Genomic DNA, 22,219 nt, shown 5'->3' with positions numbered 1-22,219 from the left:
ATAGTGACTCTGATATTAGAGCGCACTTCACCTTTAGGAGGCTCCATTAATGCACTTTAAAAAAAGCATTATCGCAAGCTTGTTTATCTCGGCACCTTTGTTTGCTCAAGGTCAATTAAGTCAGCAAGCATTACAAGAGTTTACTCAAAATACGCAATTTCAATTTGCAGTTGTTGATAATTTCCATAATAAAGATGGCGGTTTTATCGGTCAAATAAGCCTCGCCAATAACTCAAATGTTGCATTACCTAAAGGCGAAAGTGACTGGCAAATTTACCTTCACTCAATTCGTAAAATCACTCGTGTTGATAACTCCGGCTTGAAGATTGAGCATGTTAATGGTGATTTACACCGTATTGTGCCTAATGCGCAATTTAAAGGCTTGGCGAAAGGTGAAACGCTGAGTTTTAATTATGAAGCGAGTGCTTATATTGTGTCATATACCGATTTTATGCCTCGTGCATTTATGGTGTCTGGCAATAATCAAGCGCAAGTGTTTGCCAATACTGATACCGAAGATATGAAGGCATTTGTCGCGCCTTTTGTGCGTGAAAATCAGCTTAAAAAGTTCAATGAGCCGAAAGATCTTTCAGTTATTGCAGATGCCGCGAATCGTTATCAAGCAAACTTAGTGAATAAAAAATATACGGTATCGCAAGAAGCTGCGCTCAAGCGTATTATCCCAATGCCACAAAAGGTTGATTTTAATCGTGGTGAAGTGACATTAAACAATACTTGGGAGATTCGTTTTGCCGGGCGTTTAACTTCAGAAGTTGCCGTTTTTGTTGAAGATTTAACAAAAAACCATCAGCTTACTTTAACAGCTCAGCCCGACCATATTGCAACGGCTAACCAACCTGTAATTGAAATAAAAGTAGATTCTAAGGTTAATAAAGGTAAAGGCGAAAGTTACCGTTTAAATATTGATAAAGATAAAATTACGGTCATCGGCAGCGATAATGCCGGAGCATTTTACGGCTTACAAAGCTTATTGGCACTGATGCCTTCGGATGCAAATCAATCAGTGACTCTACCTCGAGTTGAAATTCAAGATAGCCCACGTTATGACTGGCGTGGCATGCATTACGATAATGCGCGTAATTATCATGGTAAAGAGGCGATGTTTAAGTTAGTTGAGCAAATGGCGCGTTATAAGCTCAATAAACTGCATTGGCATTTTTCTGAAGATGAAGGTTGGCGTTTAGAAATTCCAGGCTTGCCTGAGCTAACAGAAATCGGTGCGTACCGTTGTTTTGACTTGGCTGAAAACGAATGTTTATTAACCCAACTTGGCACAGGACCGCATAAATCAGGCTCTGGCAATGGTTATTTAACACGTGCTGAGTTTGTCGAGTTACTGAAATTTGCCGCTGCCCGTCATGTTAATATCATTCCTGAAATTGAAGGTCCAGGCCATGCGAGAGCTTCAATTAAAGCGATGGAAGCACGTTATCGTAAATTGTTAAAACAAGAGCAAGAATTACGTGCAGGTTCGATAAAAGCAACCGCTACAGATGCTGAAGGGGGGGTATTACAATCATCAGCAGCGACCGCTTATTTGTTAAGTGATCCAGCCGATACTTCCGTTTATGAAACCGTGCAGCTCTACAAAGATAACTCGGTAAATGTCTGTTTAGATTCAAGTTATCAATTTTTCGATAAAGTAACTTATGAATTGCAGCAAATGTACAGAGAGGCAGGTGTGCGTTTAACGAACCTGCATTTTGGTGGTGATGAAGTCGGTGCGGGCTCTTGGACTGGTTCACCTGCGTGTCAGGCTATTTTTGCGGATCCTACCAATGGTGTGTCTGGTGTTGCTGATTTAAAGCCTTACTTTACGCAGCGTATTGCAAAAATGCTTCATAAACGTGGTATTGCACCTGGTGCATGGGAAGATGGTTTAATGTACGACCGTACCAATCCATTTAATCGTAATGAAATGCCAAATCCAGTGTTTACAGCCAATGTGTGGGACAATATTTGGGAGTGGGGCGTGGCTGATCGAGCTTATCGTTTAGCTAATGCCGGTTATCAAGTTGTGATGTCACACGGAACACATTTATATTTTGATCACCCTTATGAAGCTCACCCAGAGGAGCGCGGCTATTACTGGGCAACGCGCGCAACTAATACAGAAAAAGCATTTGGTTATATGCCAGATGATGTTTATGCCAATGCCGATTTTACTCGTACAGGCGAAAAAATTGACAACCTTGAGGCGTTAGTGGGCCGCCCTATGCCTGCACTTGAAAAACCTGAAAATATTTTAGGGATCCAAGGTCAAGTATGGTCTGAGACAATTCGTACTGAAGATCAAGTATTAGCAATGATTTTTCCTCGTTTACTCTCAGTGGCAGAGCGTGCTTGGTATAAAGCCGATTGGGAAGGACAGCAGCCAAATGCGGTTGCGCGCAGCAAAGATTTTGCTGAGTTTTCTGCAGCGTTAGCATTGAAAGAGCTATCGAAGATGGCCAAAGGTGGCGTGAAGCCTTATTTGCCAGTTCCAGGTGGCGTGATTGAACAAGGAAAATTAAAAGCCAATGCCGCTTTTGATTACTTGCCAATTGAATATAGTTTAGACAATGGTGTATCTTGGAGTCTTTATACTGCTCCGATCTCTGTGACTCCTCAGCAAAAAGTGGCATTGAGAAGTCGTTTGAATGATGAAGTAGTAAGCCGAATTACCTTTGTAAATTAATATGTTAATTCAATGCTAATAAAAAAGGGGCGCATAGCCCCTTTTTCTTGGCGAATAATTATTCATCTTAAGCTAGTAAAACGTCATTAATTCACGTAAAGTTTTATGATAGCGCTGTCATTTTGTGTTAGTACTGTGATTCTTTTATGAATTACGTATTTTTATCGAATGACAAAAACACTTTAATGGCAATAAATTTAAAATTTTCTCTAGGTTTTAAATGAATTGTTTTAAACTCATATGTTAAATAAGAAGAAGTTTATGGAAGCGACAGTGGACAATCAAATCAATTCAAAAAGCAATGCCATTCCCATGGTTATTGTAGCGGGATTATTTTTTATACTTGGTTTTGTAACTTGGATGAATGGCTCTTTGATGCCTTATTTAAAACAAGTTTTACAATTGAGCCCGTTTCAAGCTTCATTAATTTTATTTTCCTTTTACATTGCAGTTACTTTTACTGCTCTGCCTTCGTCAGCAATTATTCGTAAAGTAGGTTACAAAAAAGGCATGGCGTTAGGTTTAGCCACCATGATGTTTGCGTGTTTTTTATTTATTCCTGCTGCTAAAACACAAATGTTTGCATTGTTTCTTGTTGCTCAACTAGTTATGGGTGCTGGTCAAACATTACTGCAAACGGCTGTAAACCCATATATTGTAAAGTGTGGACCAGAAGAGTCAGCGGCTGTTCGTGTTAGTATTTGTGGTATTTTGAATAAAGGCGCGGGTGTTGTTGCACCAATCGTATTTAGCGCTTTAATTTTAAGTGGTTTTTCAGGTTTAGTGGGTACTGAGTTATCACAAGAGCAAATTGATGGTATGGCCAATAGCTTGATTATTCCATACATAGGCTTAGGCTTATTTATTGGTATTCTTGCATTTTCAGTTACTAAATCGCCATTGCCTGAATTAGAGTCAGAAGAAAGCAGTGATAGTGCAAATGAAACTGGTTTAATTAAAGCGGCATTACAAGTTCCAAGCTTAACTTTGGGTGTCATTGCGTTGTTCTTTTATGTTGCTGTAGAAGTAATTGCCGGCGATACCATTGGCGCATTTGCTTTATCGCTAGGTGTACAAAACTATGCAGTTATGACGTCTTATACGATGGCATGTATGGTGCTTGGTTATATTTTAGGTATTATTTTAATCCCTCGCGTGATTTCACAGCAAACAGCGTTATCATCATCGGCTGTATTAGGTGTGATCCTAACGTTCGCTATTGTATTTGGTGATAACCAATCTTATGCGATTGCCAATGCGTTACTTGTGCCATTTGGCGGAGCGCAATTACCTGATCCTTTATTACTAATTGCTGTTTTAGGTTTAGCTAATGCGATTGTTTGGCCTGCGATTTGGCCTTTAGCCTTGTCTGGTTTAGGTAAGTTAACTGCTACAGGTTCAGCTTTATTGGTAATGGGTATTGCAGGTGGTGCATTTGGACCATTATTTGTAGGTTTAGCAAGCTCTGTGCCTGCAGACCAAATTGGCCAACCTGGTGCTGCAGCTCTTGCACAGCAAGGTGGTTATATTGTGATGCTACCATGTTACCTGTTCATTTTATTTTATGCCTTAAAAGGTCATAAAATGAAAAGCTGGAAATAATAAATTCTCGTTCTATTGAGATATTCCCGTGTAATGCCAGTCACTTGACTGGCATTTTTTATATTTTTCAATTAACAGAGCATGATCTTTTAAAGCAAATATTAACTGATATGCACTTGAGCCGTTAATTTCATAAGGAGTAAACGATACCATTGGTCGCATATTTTAAATTGATTAAAGTGATCAGTTTTGTTTTGGGCATGTACCCATAGCCTAATTTTTAAATTTCTGGACTGTAATTTCTTGATCTTCGAGCATAAGAATATTGCTATGCGAGTATGATTTAATGCTACTGGTCAATATGAATCAATGCTTATCCAGCCTGAGGTTAGTGCTTAATTTAAAATAATAAAAAAGAGCCTTGCAGCTCTTTTTTATTAGGTGTTTATTAATCGAAGTTCAGGGCATTTATAGTTTAAATTGACTCACGCTTGCGGTAAGGCTATTGGACAAGCTATTGAGTTCTTTGGCTTCGGTGGCTAACTCATGAGCATGCTCTGCGGTATTATTCACTAACTGATTGATGGCATTTAGGCTGCTATTAATATCTTCCGCAACCATGGTTTGCTGCTCGGTAGCGGTGGCAATTTGATGGCTCTGATCTTCAACAAGCATCACAGAATCAGAAATCGCTTTTAATGCATCGAGTACATTTTGAGTTTGGGTTACCGACCCTTCAGCTTGATCTTTGCCTTGTTGCATCATAGCTGATGCCTGCTGCGCTATTTGTTGTAAACGGGTGATCATGGTGCGAATGTTTTCGGTTGATTCTTGAGTGCGACTTGCAAGGGTTCTTACTTCGTCAGCTACAACAGCAAAACCGCGCCCTTGCTCACCGGCACGTGCTGCCTCAATGGCTGCATTTAATGCCAGTAAGTTGGTCTGTTCGGCAATTGAATTGATCACATCAACCACAGCGCCAATATTACTTGACTCTTGGGCAAGACCTGCAACAACGGTTGAAGCCTCGCTAATGTGCGCTGATAACGAGGTCATAGTCTTTTGGGCGGCTGTAGAGATTTCGGTGCCCTTATTGGTTAACTTCTGCACCGACTCGGCCGCTTTATTTGTCTGTTGCGCATTTTGTGAAATTTCCATCACTGTGGCGGCCATTTCAGTGACTGCAGCGCTGACACTATCAACTTGCTGTTTTTCTTGTTGAATTTCAGAGTTGGTTGCATGTGATACTCGGCTTAAATGTGTTGCAGCAACGCCTACTTTTAACGCTTGCTCTGAGGTTTCGAGCATCAAGGTATGTAATTTATCGATAAAGGTATTCATGTGGCTGGCAAGTTGGCCAACTTCATCTTTGCTATCTACGGTTATTTTTTTGGTTAAGTCGCCATCACCTGAGGCAATATCGTGCATGGTGGCGGTAAGTTCAAGCATGGGTTTGGTGATCATTTGGCTTGCAATGACGATCATTACCATAATGATCAACAAGATAGCACCTACAACAAGCGTCGTTGTCAATACAGCATCGGCCACAGGCTCGTCAATCATGCTGGTTGGGATCAAAATTCCGACATACCAATCAAGCAGCGGTTTATCTAATTCTAGGCGTTGGTAGGTGGCGTAGTATTCTTGCCCTTTTAAAGTAACAAGCTGATTTCCCGATTTATTACGTTTCATTGCTTGATTAAGCGCAGTAAAGCCTGAAGTATCTGGCATTTGCTTTTCAAGCGCATCTAAGCCTTCTTTGCCGCGTTTGCTGCAATCACCTTCATCAGTAATGCAGAGCGAATGGCCTGTTTTGTTTGATAGCTGTACCACTTTTTGTTGATTATCGAGTAAAAATCCATAGCCTTGGTTGTGAAAGCGAATGTCTTCTATGAGCTTGTTAATTTTTTTTAGTTCTAAATCAACGCCACCAATACCCACTAATTTACGCTCATCATTATAAATCGTTTGTTGGATCACGGCCGAAACGGTACCTGTTGATAAATCGACAGAAAGTGGGCCAACATATAATTGATTAATCGTCGCAGCTTCTTGCCACCAACCTCGTTTATATGCGTAATAGGCTTCACCGGTTTTATTATTCACAACCGTACGCCCATTTTCTTTAAAATATTCACCAGTTTGTGCGGATGCAAAAAAAGCAGACAGAATAAAATCATCTTCACTTAAGCGCACAAGATCTGCATTAACGTCATTAAAACCTGGGGATTGAGAGAGATCGCCTTCACGGCTATTCCAATTACTTAGCCAGTTAACCAAATGTGGGTTTTGCGTAAAAGTTTCAACGACTCGGCCATATTGCGCAAAAAACGACTCTATATTGAGTTTTTCAGATGTTATGTAACTGGCTGCATCTTGTTCAATGGAGTCGCGGGATAATTTGGCAATATGACCGACTAAAAAAATAGAGGCTATGATCAATAAAGTAGAAATTGTGCCGCCAATCAGTAATAAGGTTTTATTGCGCAATGAGATATTTTTTAACATTGTTGTTCTCTAAAGCTGATGAAGCGGTAATATAACCATATCTAAAAATTGAGTACTAGTTGTTAATCTCGATGTTAATGAAAAATAATGAGAAAAAGTGTGTAATTTTGGGGCATGGTTGGTTGGGGCAAGACTTAAAGCAACAGCTTTTAGTGAAAAAGTATGAGGTTAGTGCCACCATTCGCGATCCTGAAAAAGCTGCAACACTTGGAGTGCAACACTTTTCGCTCTCTGGCGAAAATTTAAACCACAATATTAATTGCCCTAATGCGTTTTGGGTCTGTTGTATTGCGCCAGGTTTTCGCCGTGACAGTTCAAACTATTTAGCAGCATTAGCTTGCGCACTAAAATTAGCACAGTCGCAATCTATGAAAGGCTTTTTACTGTGCTCGTCCACAGGGGTGTATCCAAGCGATACGGGGCATTTTAATGAGCAATCTGATTTACATGATTTAACCCTTAATCAGCAGCGTTTACTTCAAGCGGAGCAAATGGTGTTAAGTACAGGTTTTGGGAAAGTAGTACGTTTAGCGGGTTTGATGGGGCCAAAACGTCATCCTGGTCAGTTTGTGGCGGGTAAACAATTGTCATCTAGCGCTAACGAGTGTGTCAACATGGTACACCAACGTGATGCCAGTAATGCGATTGTGCATATTTTAGAGCATTGGAGTGATGCTGATGCAATTTACAATGTGGTGTTGCCTGAGCACAGTAATAAAGCTGATTTTTATCAACAAGCGTGTAGACAGTTAGGGACGTTAGCCCCGACATTTGGATCGGAACAGCAAATAAAGCGGATTATCGATGGCTCTGCTCTCGAAAAATTAGGGTTTAGTTATCAGTTCCGCAATTTGTCTGATGCGCTTACACAGTGCTAGCAGTGGCTGCCAGTTAAGAGGTGAGCCGTCATTTATTTTTATGTTTAAATGTTAAATGACCGCCTAAGCGGTATTTGCTGCCCGGTGAAACTAAACGAGTGAAACTCACTATGTCGTTAGATGACCAAGTGCGTCGAATCACTTGTAAGCAAGGTTCTTCATTATAAAGTGCAAGCCAGTTACACATTTCACTGTTAGGACTGATAGCTTCAACTGTATGGCGTGCTTCAGTGAGTGGGGCAACCTGACACAAATATTCATGAGGTGTAATCAATTCAAAATTTTGCTGCAAGTACGCGGGTGCAAATTTGGGGTTAACAAAGCGCTCTTCTACTTGCAATGGTTTTTCATTTTCTAAATGGATAAGGACTGAATGATAAATCAAGCTATCGACTTCAACGCCAAGGGCGATGGCGATAGGCGCAATTGCGTGTATAGACTCAAGTAAAACGGGGTTACAACTGTAAGCACTGCCTCGCTCTTTGACTTCATCAGCAATGTTGCGAATTTCCAGCAAAGACGATTGAGACTTAAAGCTTGCGACAAACGTCCCAACTCCTTGATTGCGCGTTAAAACCCCGGCTTCGGTTAATTCCGTTACTGCCCGCCTTGCCGTCATTCGGCTGACTGAAAAGAGATCTGCTAGTTCGTTTTCAGAAGGAATACGGCTATGTTCTATCCATTCAGTCGACTTGATTTTGCTAATAATATGTTGTTTTATTTGGGCAAATTTAGGTTCTAACATCGATTTCCCTTCGTTTTGCTTTACAATATTGCAAGTACGTACAAAGTTATTCTCAACAATGGCACAGAAATATTGTATATACAAGTGATGTTGAAAGACTTAAATTATTGTTTAATTGTGACTCTTTGGATGAAAAAATGCGCTACTTTGATCAGGTTATCATTGATGTAAATCTTGCCACTATGGACCCAAGCAACCTTAATGCTTACGGTGCTATTTATGATGCTGCTGTGGCATTGCTTGATGGTCATATTGCCTGGTTGGGTCCTAAATCTGCGCTACCAGAATTTGATACCCTAGCAACACCGGTTATTTCAGGCAAAGGCAAGTGGCTCACGCCCGGTTTAATTGATTGCCACACGCATTTAATTTTTGGTGGCTCGCGTGCTAAAGAATTCGAAATGCGACTTCAAGGCGTGTCTTATCAAGAAATTGCAGCCCAAGGTGGTGGCATAGTCTCGACCGTCAAAGCAACGCGCGAAGCGGATCATGAGCGCTTATTTGTTGCTGCTAATAAACGTCTGACGGCACTTTTTAATGAGGGTGTGACAACCTTAGAGATTAAATCGGGTTATGGTCTTGATCTTGAAACTGAAATTAAAATGTTAGAAGTGGCAAAGCTGCTTGATAAACATCATCCTATTACGGTAAAAACGACTTTTTTAGGTGCGCACGCTGTACCACCTGAATACAAAGGTGATGCAGATGGCTACATTGATTTAGTATGTGAGGAGATGCTACCTAAAATAGCTGAGCTTGGTTTGGCTGATGCGGTGGATGCATTTTGTGAAGGCGTAGGTTTTAGTAATGCTCAAACTCGCAAAGTATTTGAAAAAGCGAGGTCGCTGGGTTTACCCGTTAAGCTTCATGCCGAGCAGTTGTCTAATTTAGCTGGCGCGCAATTGGTTGCTGAGTTTAATGGTTTATCAGCTGATCATATTGAGTTTTTAGATGAAGCAGGGGTAAAGGCAATGGCTGATGCAGGTACCGTGGCTGTATTATTACCCGGTGCTTTTTATATTTTACGAGAAACGCAACTTCCACCTATTGAATTACTAAAACAATATCAAGTACCGATTGCAATCTCGACAGATTTTAATCCAGGTACTTCGCCAATTTGTTCACTTAAGTTAATGATGAATATGGCGTGTACACTCTTTCGAATGACACCTGAAGAGGCGTTGGCTGGTGTGACAGTACACGCAGCAAAAGCACTCGGATGTTCAGACCGAGGCATGTTGTCAGTTGGAAAACGGGCTGATTTGGCTTTATGGGACATTGAACACCCAGCCGAGCTGGCATACCAATTTGGCGTTAATCCATTAACGCAGCTGTGGATTAACGGAAAAACAGCCATTACACGCTAAGGTTAAGCGAGCACATCGCGCTCATTAGGTTTTAAAGGACACAATGCCATGCATAGATGGTTTTTTTTCTTCGCTGTTATTTTGATTTCATTCGATTTATCGGCAGCCCAATATAATTCAATGTTTAATCCCACCAGTTTTTTAGCTGGGATGTTATTGATTGCATGGCTTTTGTGTTTGCAGCTGCGAGTAAATACGGTTACGCGCATTCTCAATATTAATGTGGGTTTGGTGACTCTCGCTTTTTTGAGCTTTCAAGAGCCGTTAGTCTTTTTGTTGGTGATTTTTGCAATACTGGTACAGCTATTTTTTGAACTTAAAGATAACCAACGTTATAGCCGTGCAGCCGTTGCCAGCTATAGCGCATTACTCTGTGCGATAGTGGCTTTTGCTGTTGTAAATTTTATCTCTGTAAGCCCAAATTACTTAGCACTGTCGAGTATTGTTTACTTACTGGTTCAAAGTTTATTAATGGACTTAGATAGCTCATCGCCAGCACCTTTGGTGCAAGCACAACAGCCTGCTATTGATAACCTAAATACAAAAATAAGCTATCCAGATCGCGCAATGTTCAAAGCAAAATTTAGTCATTGGCAAAAAAATTCAAACAGTTTGGCTCATCTTGTTGTTTTTAAATTTGATGGTTTTAGTGAAATAAATCAAAAACTAGGGCATGACTTTGGTGACTTATTGTTAGTACAGCTTACATCGAGAATTAATACGGTATTAAAGGCGCCTGAACTGCTTGAGATCGCTTATCTACACAACAAACAGTGCTATTTTTGTCATCTTAATAGTGTTGAATATGCTTTTTTAATCACAAATACAGGGCAACAGCACCTTTATGAGCAACTAATTGGGCAGCTTATTCAGATTTCAAATCAGCCAATTAGTATTAAAGGTTGTTTGATGCAAACTCAATTACGCGCTGCGATGGTTGAGGTGATGCCACAACATGCTATCTCGCTTGAGGAGCAGTTAAAACGAGCTTATTTAGCACTTGATGTCGGCCTTAAAAAGAATGATGTATTAAGTAAATATTCGCCTGCCATGTCGGAATTACGTAATGAGCAGCTTGCTAAAATTAGTTTGCTTGATCAAGTCGATTATGAACGGGATTTCGAACTGTATTTTCATCCGGTGGTTAATCTAAAAACCAAAGAAATTGTTTTTATTGAGTTACTACTACGATGGAATCACCCAACAAAAGGCTTGCTTGATGCAAGTGCCTTTATTAATGAAATCAAAATTGCAGGCTTATCTTACAGCGTGACTAAGTGGGTGTTAGAAAAAGCAGCCAAAACGGCATTAATGCTTAAAATAGCCGATTTTAACGTACCTGTGAGTGTTAACTTATTTGGTTCAGAACTTTTTAATGATGAGATGATTGAGCATCTAAGCCTGTTAATGAGTGAGCATCAACTAAATCCTAAATGTTTAATTATTGAATGCCCTGCAAATGTATTACTCACCTTGGAGGATAAAGGCTCAGCTATATTAAAGCGCTTAAAAGCAATGGATATTCCTGTTTGTTTAGATGATTTAGGTGTGAGCCCTCTTTTATTGACACAATTGCCAAAACTAACACTTCAGTATGTGAAATTAGATGATGTATTGATCACAGAGTTAAGCCATAACTCTAATACTCGCAACTTATTACGGGGCATTATTACTATGTGTTCTAATCTTGAGAGTAAGGTGATTGCTGAAGGTGTGGCATCAAGTGCATTATTAGAGTTTGTTGAAGGGCTAGAATGTGATGCTGCACAAGGTTACTTATTTACACGTCCACTGAGTGTTGTTGGGGTAACTGCATGGCTTGGTCAATGGCAGCATAAGCTTGATCATCAACAAAAACCTTATTAATAACGGTATTATTTGATGGCTGTACGCGCCATTAAATAGGCATAAACTAAAGCACATAATGTTTGGCCTGCTTCATTGAGGCCTTGCGATAAGCCTGCAGCATGTTGTGCTGGTGCTGCTTCACATAAATGAAGGTATCGAGTGTATTTAAGAGAAGCCATATTAAATACAAACTGCTCAGCTTCACTCACCGAAAAACTACAATTAGTAAATGCGCTAACTGGCATGTAAGAAATGCTGTCTACATCGACTTCAACCCCAACAGGTAGCTCGCTGCGCTCAAAAGTTTGTTTAATATTAAAACACGCTTTGTTTAATGTGATCTGCTGGCGTACTTTTATTTTTTGATAAGAATCATAACCAAAATTGGCTTGTTCGAGGGCGGTGTAAATCGCTTCGTTATTTTTTAACTCATGTAAACCAATTACATGATAATGAGCTAAAAACTGATTTTGGTAAGCGTAATGAAAGCCATTACCACTGTGGCGCCCTTCAATTGCGCGAAAGTCTGCATGTGGGTCAAGATTAATAGCATTAACTTGTCCTTGGCTACTTGTTGCCAGCGCTTTTAGAATAGGAAAGCAATTATTGTGACCGCCACCGATGATAATGGGTTCTAAACCGGCATTAAAGATGGCGCGGATCACAGGCTCAACAGCATCATCTACTTGTGAGCAAAGCGCACGTAAGGCTGTGAGTTCTGATGCAATTGCGGGGTTTAAGCTGTCGGCTTGTTGTTGTAAATCACTTAACTCGATTTCGCCCAGTAACAAAACTTGTTCCGCAGGAAAGTGTCGATTAGCTTGCAGATTTACAAAGCGACTTAAAAACGCTTTCCAACCTAATTGCGCACCGCCTTGGCCACAATTAGCTTTAGGGCCAATATCTTCAGGAATACCTACTAATACGTACTTAATGCCAAAATGATTGGCATCAAGTAGGGCCTGGTCAAAGTCTACTTGAGTATTGATAAAAAAAAGCGCCTCACCAACGCGCTTTTCACCAGCGCGTTTGCTTAAGTAAGGTGCTAAATGTTGCTCAGAATAGACATTTAACCGGTAACTCATTGTACTTCAGAATCCTCAAAATCGTCTTCAACTAAGTCATCTGTATCCGTCCCTTCAAGGTCTTCAGGCGCAATGATAATACCTGTGCTATCGGCATAGATAAAATCGTCATCATAAAAGGATACACCGGCAAAATTAACCGGTACGCCAGCTTCGCCATTGTTATTATCATCAGCACCAACAGGGATAGATGCAATTGCCTGAATTCCAAGGTCAAGTTCGTCTAGTTCATCAACATGGCGTACTGCACCGTAAACCACGATCCCTTCCCAATTATTTTCAAGTGCTAATTCAGCAAGCTCAATGTCAATTAAAGCTCGACGTGTTGAACCACCACCATCAATAAGAAGTACTAAGCCAGTCCCATCTTTTTCTAACGTTGTGCGGATCAATTGATTACTTTCGAAACATTTGATGGTTTTGATTTGGCCACCAAACGATGTTCTGCCACCAAAGTTAACGAACATAGGTTCGAGTACATCGACTAAATCGGCAAATTGGTCACATAACTCTGAAGTATTGTATTGCATGAGTTGATCCTTTTGGTGGTCATATAAAACACATATTGGAGCCCAGTATACATTTACACCACTGCAATACAATCAATTATATGAACAATTTAGATAGAAATATTAATGTCTTGAAATCTTCATGTAATTGTTATCTCCAAGATCTAGTCTTATCTAAAACTAAGAGGGAAATCTTATGTTACTGGTCAAAATTACACAGTTAGATCATGCGATTTTTAAAGGATTGTTTAAGCCGAATGCGCCTAAATGGTGGCAGCACTTATTTGTTAATCTCTCTCGAACAGGAGATGGGTTTGTTTATTTGCTTCTTGCCAGTTACTTACTTTATCAAAATGACAACCGTGCATTATTAATGCTCAATGTATTACTGCTCGGGTTTGCAATTGAAAGACCCTTTTATTATTTATTAAAAAATATGTTTAAACGAACTCGACCCTGCCATTGGCAAGGTGGTTTTTCGTATATCAAACCAAGCGATCAATTTAGTTTACCATCGGGTCACAGCGCTGCGGCCTGGTTGTTTGCTACTATAGTTGGTTTTTTTTATCCCCAATTGTGGCCATTGTTAATGGTTTGGGCATCAAGCGTTGCAATTTCTAGAGTGATGCTTGGGGTGCATTATCCTGTTGACATCATACTAGGGTCATTAATGGGTTATGGCTGTGCTCATTTAAGTTTACAGATCACTGGCGCCTTATGAGAATTTTATATGGTATTCAAGGCACGGGTAATGGCCACACCACTCGGGCACGAGCTATGGCCAAAGCATTTAAAAAGCATAATGTCGACGTTGATTATTTGTTCTCAGGCCGAGACCCTGAACTGTATTTTGATATGGAAGAGTTTGGTCAGTACCAAACTCGCACAGGTCTCACTTTTGTAACGTGCAATGGCAAGGTTAATAGTTGGCAAACACTGCGCCAAGCAAAGGTAGGTCAGTTTTTGAAAGATGTAAAAAACCTAAATTTAACTGATTATGATTTAGTATTAAATGACTTTGAACCTATTACAGCATGGGCCGCTAGGCGCCAGAAAGTGCCAGTTATTGCTATGAGTCACCAGGCTGCGTTTCTCTCACCAAAAGTTCCAATTATTGGCAGTAATTGTTTAACTCGCACAATGATCCGCCAGTTTGCTCCAGCAGATGTTTACTTGGGAGTTCATTGGCAAGATTTAGCCAGTAATATAATTCCCCCCTTTATTTGTACAGAACAGGAAAAAAGCGCTCATATGGCAATTAGCAATAAAGTGCTGGTTTATTTACCTTTTGAAGCATTAAGTGAAGTGGTTAATTTATTAAATGAATTCCCACATTTTGAGTTTTATTGTTATCACCCAGATGCAGATAACATGTCTTTAGCGCACATTCATTTGCGAAAACCCTCGCGAAATTCATTTTTAGCTGATTTAGCCAGTTCAATTGGTGTAATTGCTAATGCCGGTTTTGAACTGTCCAGCGAAGCATTATGGTTTGGTAAAAAGTTATTGCTCAAGCCTCTTGAGGGACAGTTTGAGCAAAGCTCTAACGCTTTAATGTTAAGTGAAATGGGGCTGGCGAGTGTCATGCAATATTTAGATGCAGATGCACTGGCTTATTGGCTAGCCACACCTGAAATTGCACAAGTTAATTTTCCATCTGATCCTAAACCTTTAATTGACTGGCTACATGCAAAACAATGGCATGATACTACAGCGTTAAATCGGCAATTATGGCAGGGCATTCATATAAATAACGAGGCATCAACATAGCTAATTTTTAAATGTTTTCTATACTTTAGTCATTGAACAAATACCCTTGAGGCTAATATGGATTTACTGCAACGTTTGTCTATTAAAATGCGCTTACAAATCAATGCAGGGATCATTGCTATTGCAATGCTCGCTTTATTGTTTGTTTTGCTTAATGAGATAAGCAATATGACTCTATTAAATAAAACAATTCAAACAACAGAAGAGCTCAGCATATTACAGTTGGAAATGCGTAAGCATGAAAAGAATTTTTTAGCGTATAAACAAGAAGGTTCGCTCTCAAAATTTGCTGAGCAATCAGATAATATGCAAGCAAAAATTATAAAGTTAGAGTCTTTGTTTGATGAAATAGGATTTGATAAAGCTCAAATAAATCGATTAAAAAATCTTGTCGGAATATATGAAACTAAGTTCAATTCAGTGATTGAACTCCAAAAAACCATCGGTCTAGACCCAAAAGATGCCTTGTATGGTGATTTACGTGCTGCTGTACACGAAGTAGAAGAAGTGCTTAAACAGCAAAGTAATTACCAACTGCTGAGTAATATGTTGCAACTAAGACGTGATGAAAAAGATTTTATGTTGCGCTTGGATGAAAAGTACTTACAAAAATTTGAAGGAAATATTGCCTCATTTTCTGATGCTGTCTCTCAAAGTGATTTAAGTGATAGTAATAAATCAAAGCTATTAGCTTTATTAGTTGATTACCGCACTAAATTTTCAGGCTTGGTAGCGGCACAAAAAAAATTGGGCTTGACCCTAACAAGTGGTGCTTTAGGTGAGCTCACTGTTAGCGCTGATGCAAATGATGAATTTATTCAGTCACTAGTTAAAGCAACAGAAGCGTCAATAGAGCAAAGCCAAATACAAGTTAAAGTGGTAAGTGTGAGTATTTTTGCTGTTTCAATCGTCATTGTTTTATTTTTAGTTTATTTAACCAGTCGCTCAATTATTGCTCCTATCAATAAAGTATGTAGCGTTATTAAGGATATTAGAGGTAATAATAATTTAACGCTTACTGTTAAGTCAGATGGTTCAGATGAAGTGTCGGTACTAACTCAAGACTTTGATAGTTTGATTAATGACTTTAAAAACCTGATTTTTGAAGTCAATTCAGCACTTAATACATTAGGTGTCGCAACCGATAATTTAGCCGAGACAACCGCAGCAACAAGTGATGGGATGAGAGATCAATTGCATGAAGCAGATATGGTGGCGACCGCTGCAACCCAAATGCAAGCCACAATTCAAGATATTTCGTTTAATACCGAAGCGGCTGCTAAAAAAGCTGAAGATACCAATGACAGTGCGAGACGTGGTAAAAGTGAAGTTGATTCGACCGTGGCAATTATTTCACAATTAAGTGACTCCTTAGGTGGGGCTGCAACTGTGGTGAGTGAGCTTGAAAAAGATGGGGAAACAATTGGTTCAGTATTAGATGTTATTCGAGCAATCGCAGAACAAACAAACTTGTTAGCGCTTAATGCGGCAATTGAAGCTGCAAGAGCGGGTGAGCAAGGTCGTGGTTTTGCCGTGGTTGCTGATGAAGTGCGTTCGCTTGCGCAAAGGACTCAAGATTCTACTAAGGAAATTGAAGGCATTATTACAGGCTTACAAGGGCGGACACGCGAAGTGGTTAGCTTAATGAATAAATGTCGTACTCAGGGCGACGAAAGCGCAAATCAAGCACGAAAAGCAGGTGATTTACTGGTATTTATTACTGAAAATGTACAAACCATTATGGATATGAGTACACAGATAGCGACTGCAATTGATGAGCAAAATACAGTTGCTTCAGAAGTAAATAAAAATGTAGTGAGGATCCGCGATATTGCTGAGCAGGCTTCTGTTCATGCGCAAACCAATGCGCATACCAGCGAAGAGGTTTCTGAACAGGCGCGAGTTTTACATCGCGCTATTGCTAAATTTAAAGTATAAAACGCAGCATTAGACCATTTTTATATTAATTAAAGGCTCTCGAGTGGCGTTGCTGCTTGAGAGTTTTTCTATATATTGCTGCCAAAGGCTTTCTTGATTAGTTGCTAGCTGGTGTAAATATTGCCAGCTGTACAAACCTGAATTATGGCCATCATCAAAAACTAATCGCACTGCATAATGCCCAACGGCATTGATTTTACTTATTGATACATTTTTTTTATTGGTAACTAACTTAGCTGTATTAGGGCCGTGACCCCGTACTTCAGCCGAAGGGGAGTGCACTCGAAGAAACTCAGCGGTAAAGGTAGTTTGAACATCATTTTCAAAAAAAATATCGAGTAATTTTGATTGTTGATGATAATGCACTTTTTTTACCAGCATGGGGTTGTCTCCATAAAAAAATGCTGAGCTTAAAGGGCCCAGCATTTTAATTGAACTTATAGAATAAAGCGGCTTAAGTCTTCGTCTTCAACTAAAGTACCGAGGTATTTAGTAACAAACGCAGCATCAATTACAATGTGGTCGCCTGATTTTTCTGATGCATCATAAGAGATTTCTTCCATTAGCTTTTCCATCACAGTGTGTAAGCGACGTGCACCGATATTCTCGGTTTTTTCATTGACGCGCCAAGCGGCTTCTGCAATTTTTTCTATGGCTTCTTCATTAAATTCAACTTTCACACCTTCGGTGCCCATTAAAGCTTGGTATTGTTCAGTAAGAGAGGCATTTGGCTCGGTTAAAATTCGTTTGAAATCGTGCGCTGTTAGGGCGCTTAATTCAACTCGAATGGGTAAGCGGCCTTGTAACTCAGGGATGAGGTCAGAAGGTTTTGACATCTGAAAAGCACCTGATGCGACAAACAAGATATGATCTGTTTTAATCATGCCGTGTTTCGTGCTTACTGTTGTGCCTTCTACAAGTGGTAGTAAATCACGTTGTACACCTTCACGACTGACATCTGGACCTGATGACTCGCCTCGTTTACAGATTTTATCAATCTCATCGATGAACACGATACCATTTTGTTCGACTGCGTGAATGGCTTGCTCTTTTAATTCTTCAGGGTTTAGTAGTTTGCTTGCTTCTTCTTCTACTAACAGTTTAAACGCATCTTTAATTTTTAGTTTACGTTTACTGCGCTTTTCATTACCTAGATTTTGAAACATGCTTTGTAATTGATTGGTCATGTCTTCCATGCCTGGAGGCGCCATAATCTCAACTCCCATTTGGGCTTGAGCTAAATCAATTTCAATTTCTTTGTCGTCTAATTGGCGTTCGCGTAGTTTTTTACGAAACGTTTGGCGTGTTGAGCTATCTTTTGTTTCAACTTCGCCCCAAGAGTCTTTGGCACTTGGCAATAGCGCTTCTAAAATACGTTCTTCAGCGGCTTCTTCTGCGCGATGGCGTACTTTTTTAGTTTGCTGTTCGCGTACCATTTTGATGGCTATGTCGGCTAAATCACGAATGATGGTATCAACTTCTTTACCCACATAACCGACTTCCGTAAATTTTGTTGCTTCTACTTTAATAAAAGGCGCATTGGCAAGTTTTGCTAAGCGACGTGCAATTTCAGTTTTACCTACACCGGTTGGGCCAATCATTAAAATATTTTTAGGTGTTACTTCTGCGCGTAAATCTTCAGGTAGCTGCATTCTGCGCCAGCGATTTCGAAGTGCAATAGCAACCGCTTTTTTAGCGTTAGCTTGGCCAATAATATGCTGATCTAGCTCGTGTACGATTTCTCTTGGAGTCATAGCTGACATAATTTATTCCTCTTAAAGCTCTTCAATTGTTTGGAAGTGGTTGGTATAGACGCAGATATTTCCAGCAATTGTTAAGCTTTTTTCTGCAATTTCTCGAGCACTTAATTCGGTATTTTCTAATAGGGCGGTTGCAGCCGATTGTGCAAAAGCACCGCCACTACCAATCGCAATTAGGTCGTTTTCTGGCTGCACAACATCACCATTGCCTGTGATAATAAATGACGCGGTATGGTCGGCTACGGCAAGTAATGCTTCGAGTTTTCGAAGGGCTCTGTCGCTGCGCCAATCTTTTGCCATTTCGACAGCGGCTTTGGTTAGGTGGCCTTGGTGCATTTCGAGCTTGCTTTCGAAGCGCTCAAATAAAGTGAACGCATCTGCGGTGCCGCCAGCAAATCCTGCAAGTACTTTTCCGTTATATAGGCGGCGCACTTTTTTTGCGTTGCCTTTCATTACTGTATTACCAAGAGACACTTGGCCATCACCAGCAATTACCACTTTGCCATCACGGCGTACAGACACAATCGTAGTCATCGTTATTCCTTTGTAAGCGAGTGACTATGTCACTCGTTTAATATGATATGAAGCAATTAATGGGGGTAATTTATGAGATATCAAGACCAATTAATGATGTCACAGCGTGCAGCGTTGGCTCGTTTAAGTTTATTTTTCTCGCTTTCAGCTTTTCGTTTGGTGCTATAAGGCCCGACTCTTACCTGATAATAGCCATTGGGGCTTTGGCGCACTTCAGAGGTTATTCCTTCAAATGCAATTAGGGCCTTTTGGCTTTGTGCGCGGTCATCGGTTTTAAATGAACCGCAAATAAGGGCGTATGGGCCTTTTTGTTCCTGCTCCTTGACCATTACTTCCACTTCATGTTGTTTTATTTCTTCAATAAATTTTGGCGTTTGAGGTTTTGGCTCAACAGGTTTTGTGACTGCCTTTTGAGCGCCACTGTCTGGCGTGGTAGCCGGTTGGTGATTACTGATATACCACAGCCCATATGAGAGGCCGGACACTAATAAAACAGCGAGTAAAATAAGGCTTGTTGGTAGCTTCTTTTTTACAGGAGCATTTTTTTTTGTCGGACGGTTTTTGTTAATATAATCGTGTTGTGCCATAGGTGTTTAATACTTTTATTTTTAAGCAAGAAGAAAATAATTCCGGTTGCTATTCTAATACATTTTACTGCGAATGTATTAATGCTTTACGTTGAATAGGGCAAAGCATTTGCTGATATTTTACCAAGGAGGCTTTAATTCATATCGATAGGGTCAACATCAATATGCCAGCGTACTTTTGTAGCGAGTTTGCTGGTGTTTAGGTAATCAACTAATTGTGTTAAGTATTGGTGTAACTGAGTACGATTACTTGCTTGAATGTGGAGTTGATAGCGATAGTGCCCTGCTATTTTTTCAAGCGGTGCAGGGAGGGGGCCAAGTAATTCAATTGCGTTAATCGGAGTTCTGGGGATGAGATCATTTAAAAAAGCCTGCACTAACTTTGCATCATGCCCTTGGGCTCGAATTAAGGCCAGTTGGCTAAATGGTGGAAATGCTGTCAATTTTCGCTCTGTTAGGGCAAAGCGCGCAAAATCTTGGTAGCCATTATTAATTAAATCTTGCAATAAAGGGTGCTCAGGAAAGTGTGTCTGCAATAGCACAACACCGGCTTCGCCACTTCGTCCAGCTCTGCCTGATACTTGTGTTATTAACTGGGCTAAATGCTCGGTAGCCCTAAAGTCAAAAGAGTAAAGTCCTGAATCGACATCAAGGATCACAACTAGTGATACATCAGGAAAGTGATGCCCTTTGGCTAACATTTGTGTGCCAATTAAAATGCGTGCGCCAGGGGTATTAATTTCTTCAAGTGCTTCTTCTAAGCTACCTTTGCGGCGCGTGGTATCACGATCAATTCGATTGATAGGAATGTCGGCAAATTGTTCTGCTAAAAAGTCTTCGACTTGCTCAGTGCCTTTTCCTGCGGGAAATATTTGTGTGCTGCCGCAGTCAGGACATTGCATTGGCGGGCGTTCTTGTTCGCCGCAATGATGGCAAATTAAACTGCGGATCCCTTTGTGGTAAGTCGCGCTAGTACTGCAGCGTTTGCAGTTACTGAGCCAGCCACACTCATGGCAAATTAAAGTAGGAGAAAACCCGCGGCGATTTAAAAAAATCATGACCTGTTTTTGTTTTGCTAGGTGTTGCTTTATTACACTTAAGCTAGCCTGTGCAATGCCTGCTTGTTCTTGCTGGCCACGCATATCAATTAAGGAATATTGATTATTGGTCGCGGTTTGCGCTCTTTGGTTTAAGGTCAGTAATTGATATTTACCGTTCAGCGCTTTATGCAGTGTTTCAAGAGCGGGCGTTGCAGTGCCTAAAATTAAAGGGATATTAGCTTGATGCGCTCGGTACACAGCTAAATCACGGGCATGGTAACGTAAACTGTCTTGTTGTTTGAACGAGCTATCGTGCTCCTCATCTACAATGATCATCCCTAAATGTGCAAAAGGAGTAAAAATAGCCGAGCGTGTGCCAATCACAATTGCACAGCTACCTTGTTCGCAGTAACGCCATGTTTGCAGCCGTTCACTATCAGTCAGGGCGGAATGCCAAAGCATAATTGGGATATTTGGAAAGCGACGTCTAAAGCGATTAACCGTTTGGGGTGTTAAGCCAATTTCTGGTACGAGCACGAGCGCTTGTTTTCCTTTGGCTAAAATATCGGCTAACGCTTGCAGATAAACTTCCGTTTTACCACTGCCGGTGACGCCTTCAAGTAAATAGGTTTGGTAGCCAGTATTTTGTTTGATTGCCGCACATGCTATGGCTTGCTCGGGATTGAGTTTTAAAGCGTTATTTACGATGATTTCGGTGGTTTGCCAGCAATTATCATGTTCAACAAACTCATGAATTAATTGCTGCTTTAATAATGCTTTAATTGTTGCAGAGGCAAAGCCGAGTGCTTTTATTTCTGTGACTGGGGTTTTACCCGATGCTTGTAGTTGTTTAATTAAAGCCAGTTGTTTTGCCCCTCGAAGCGTTGTTGTTGCTTGGCCATCAGCTGTGAGGTCAAGATAAAGTACACTGGTTTTATCTGGGCTTTTTCCTTGTCGCAGTAACGTGGGCAGTGCCAATTGTAAGGTTTCACCTAAAGGAAAACAGTAATACTGACTCGCGAATTTTAATAAACTGAGAATATCGTTTTGAAAAACGGGGGTAGTATCGATAAGTGCTGCAATGGGTTTTAGTTTTTCGAGGGCAAAGTCTGATTGTGTTTTAACAGCCAGAACAATCCCTATTTTTTTTTGATTGGCAAAATTGACTTCAACCCTCATTCCTGCACAAATATCAGTATTAAGATCCTCAGGCACGAGATAATCAAACGTTCTGTTTAAAGGCACTTTTATCGCGACTTCGACAATTTTCATTGAATAATTTTTAATCCCACCAATCAGTTAACAGTGATTATAACCACAACTCTACTTAAAGGGCGAGTCGCGAAATAATTCAGCTTATGACAAAGACATCCTTTAAGTTAGAGTTTTTAACTTGACTGAGGATATAAA

General features: G+C 40.3%; 17 protein-coding genes. 8 read left to right on the top strand and 9 right to left on the bottom strand.

The window, feature by feature from the left end:
- Window positions 1-49 precede the first annotated feature (49 nt).
- Entirely contained in the window at window positions 50-2,698 is a 2,649-nt protein-coding gene (locus AC3KZC_RS15210; protein ID WP_490577761.1) for a family 20 glycosylhydrolase, read from the top strand.
- Between the two features lie 261 nt (window positions 2,699-2,959).
- On the top strand, window positions 2,960-4,300 hold the full coding sequence (gene nagP, locus AC3KZC_RS15205) for an N-acetylglucosamine MFS transporter NagP (protein WP_490577760.1): 1,341 nt from the start codon (window positions 2,960-2,962) through the stop codon (window positions 4,298-4,300).
- A 408-nt stretch (window positions 4,301-4,708) separates the two neighbouring features.
- Here nagP and AC3KZC_RS15200 read toward each other — a convergent pair whose 3' ends face one another.
- Complete coding sequence (locus AC3KZC_RS15200; protein ID WP_490577759.1) at window positions 4,709-6,748, bottom strand: methyl-accepting chemotaxis protein; 2,040 nt, start codon at window positions 6,746-6,748, stop codon at window positions 4,709-4,711.
- 77 nt (window positions 6,749-6,825) lie between these two features.
- Between AC3KZC_RS15200 and AC3KZC_RS15195 the strand changes: the two genes are divergently transcribed.
- Window positions 6,826-7,626 (top strand): Rossmann-fold NAD(P)-binding domain-containing protein, encoded by an 801-nt coding sequence (locus AC3KZC_RS15195; protein WP_490577758.1) that lies wholly within the window; start codon window positions 6,826-6,828, stop codon window positions 7,624-7,626.
- A 28-nt stretch (window positions 7,627-7,654) separates the two neighbouring features.
- Here the strand turns inward: AC3KZC_RS15195 and hutC are convergent, their stop codons facing one another.
- Window positions 7,655-8,371 (bottom strand): histidine utilization transcriptional repressor HutC, encoded by a 717-nt coding sequence (gene hutC, locus AC3KZC_RS15190; RefSeq protein ID WP_490577757.1) that lies wholly within the window; start codon window positions 8,369-8,371, stop codon window positions 7,655-7,657.
- A 137-nt stretch (window positions 8,372-8,508) separates the two neighbouring features.
- Between hutC and hutI the strand changes: the two genes are divergently transcribed.
- Together hutI and AC3KZC_RS15180 are read left to right on the top strand one after the other, a co-directional pair.
- Complete coding sequence (gene hutI / locus AC3KZC_RS15185; protein WP_490577756.1) at window positions 8,509-9,738, top strand: imidazolonepropionase; 1,230 nt, start codon at window positions 8,509-8,511, stop codon at window positions 9,736-9,738.
- Between the two features lie 48 nt (window positions 9,739-9,786).
- Entirely contained in the window at window positions 9,787-11,604 is a 1,818-nt protein-coding gene (locus tag AC3KZC_RS15180; protein ID WP_490577755.1) for an EAL domain-containing protein, read from the top strand.
- An 8-nt stretch (window positions 11,605-11,612) separates the two neighbouring features.
- On the opposite strand, the gene AC3KZC_RS15175 is transcribed toward AC3KZC_RS15180, so the two are convergent.
- Both AC3KZC_RS15175 and rraA read right to left on the bottom strand, forming a co-directional pair.
- Window positions 11,613-12,671, bottom strand: a complete 1,059-nt coding sequence (locus tag AC3KZC_RS15175) for a formimidoylglutamase (RefSeq protein ID WP_490577754.1) — start codon at window positions 12,669-12,671, stop codon at window positions 11,613-11,615.
- On the bottom strand, window positions 12,668-13,201 hold the full coding sequence (gene rraA / locus AC3KZC_RS15170; protein WP_490577753.1) for a ribonuclease E activity regulator RraA: 534 nt from the start codon (window positions 13,199-13,201) through the stop codon (window positions 12,668-12,670). Before rraA ends, AC3KZC_RS15175 begins: the two co-directional genes overlap by 4 nt.
- A 175-nt stretch (window positions 13,202-13,376) precedes the next feature.
- On the opposite strand from rraA, the gene AC3KZC_RS15165 reads away from it, so the two are divergent.
- The 3 genes from AC3KZC_RS15165 to AC3KZC_RS15155 are packed head-to-tail and all read left to right on the top strand — an operon-like array spanning window position 13,377 to window position 16,888.
- Window positions 13,377-13,901 carry a phosphatase PAP2 family protein gene (locus AC3KZC_RS15165; RefSeq protein WP_490577752.1) on the top strand — a complete coding sequence of 175 codons (525 nt, stop codon included), beginning with the start codon at window positions 13,377-13,379 and terminating at the stop codon, window positions 13,899-13,901.
- Window positions 13,898-14,950, top strand: a complete 1,053-nt coding sequence (locus tag AC3KZC_RS15160; protein ID WP_490577751.1) for an MJ1255/VC2487 family glycosyltransferase — start codon at window positions 13,898-13,900, stop codon at window positions 14,948-14,950. The genes AC3KZC_RS15165 and AC3KZC_RS15160 overlap by 4 nt, the downstream gene beginning before the upstream one ends.
- 57 nt (window positions 14,951-15,007) lie before the next feature.
- Window positions 15,008-16,888: a methyl-accepting chemotaxis protein gene (locus AC3KZC_RS15155; protein WP_490577750.1), complete on the top strand. Its 1,881-nt coding sequence runs from the start codon at window positions 15,008-15,010 to the stop codon at window positions 16,886-16,888.
- Window positions 16,889-16,897: 9 nt separating this feature from the next.
- Here AC3KZC_RS15155 and AC3KZC_RS15150 read toward each other — a convergent pair whose 3' ends face one another.
- The 5 genes from AC3KZC_RS15150 to priA form a co-directional block, all read right to left on the bottom strand.
- On the bottom strand, window positions 16,898-17,269 hold the full coding sequence (locus AC3KZC_RS15150) for a gamma-butyrobetaine hydroxylase family protein (RefSeq protein ID WP_490577749.1): 372 nt from the start codon (window positions 17,267-17,269) through the stop codon (window positions 16,898-16,900).
- Window positions 17,270-17,325: 56 nt separating this feature from the next.
- Window positions 17,326-18,651, bottom strand: a complete 1,326-nt coding sequence (gene hslU, locus AC3KZC_RS15145) for an ATP-dependent protease ATPase subunit HslU (RefSeq protein WP_490577748.1) — start codon at window positions 18,649-18,651, stop codon at window positions 17,326-17,328.
- 12 nt (window positions 18,652-18,663) lie between these two features.
- Window positions 18,664-19,182, bottom strand: a complete 519-nt coding sequence (gene hslV / locus AC3KZC_RS15140) for an ATP-dependent protease subunit HslV (protein WP_490577747.1) — start codon at window positions 19,180-19,182, stop codon at window positions 18,664-18,666.
- 80 nt (window positions 19,183-19,262) lie between these two features.
- A complete protein-coding gene (locus AC3KZC_RS15135) occupies window positions 19,263-19,769 on the bottom strand; it encodes an SPOR domain-containing protein (RefSeq protein ID WP_490577746.1) in 507 nt (168 codons plus the stop codon).
- A 134-nt stretch (window positions 19,770-19,903) separates the two neighbouring features.
- The gene (gene priA / locus AC3KZC_RS15130; protein WP_490577745.1) at window positions 19,904-22,081 is read right to left on the bottom strand and encodes a primosomal protein N'; all 2,178 of its coding nucleotides are present in this window, start codon (window positions 22,079-22,081) and stop codon (window positions 19,904-19,906) included.
- Window positions 22,082-22,219: the final 138 nt, after the last annotated feature.

It is taken from the genome of Pseudoalteromonas sp. J2K-J031 (assembly GCF_058197095.2).
Note: the sequence above shows the minus strand (reverse complement) of the source record. Positions and strands in the feature narration are given on the sequence as shown.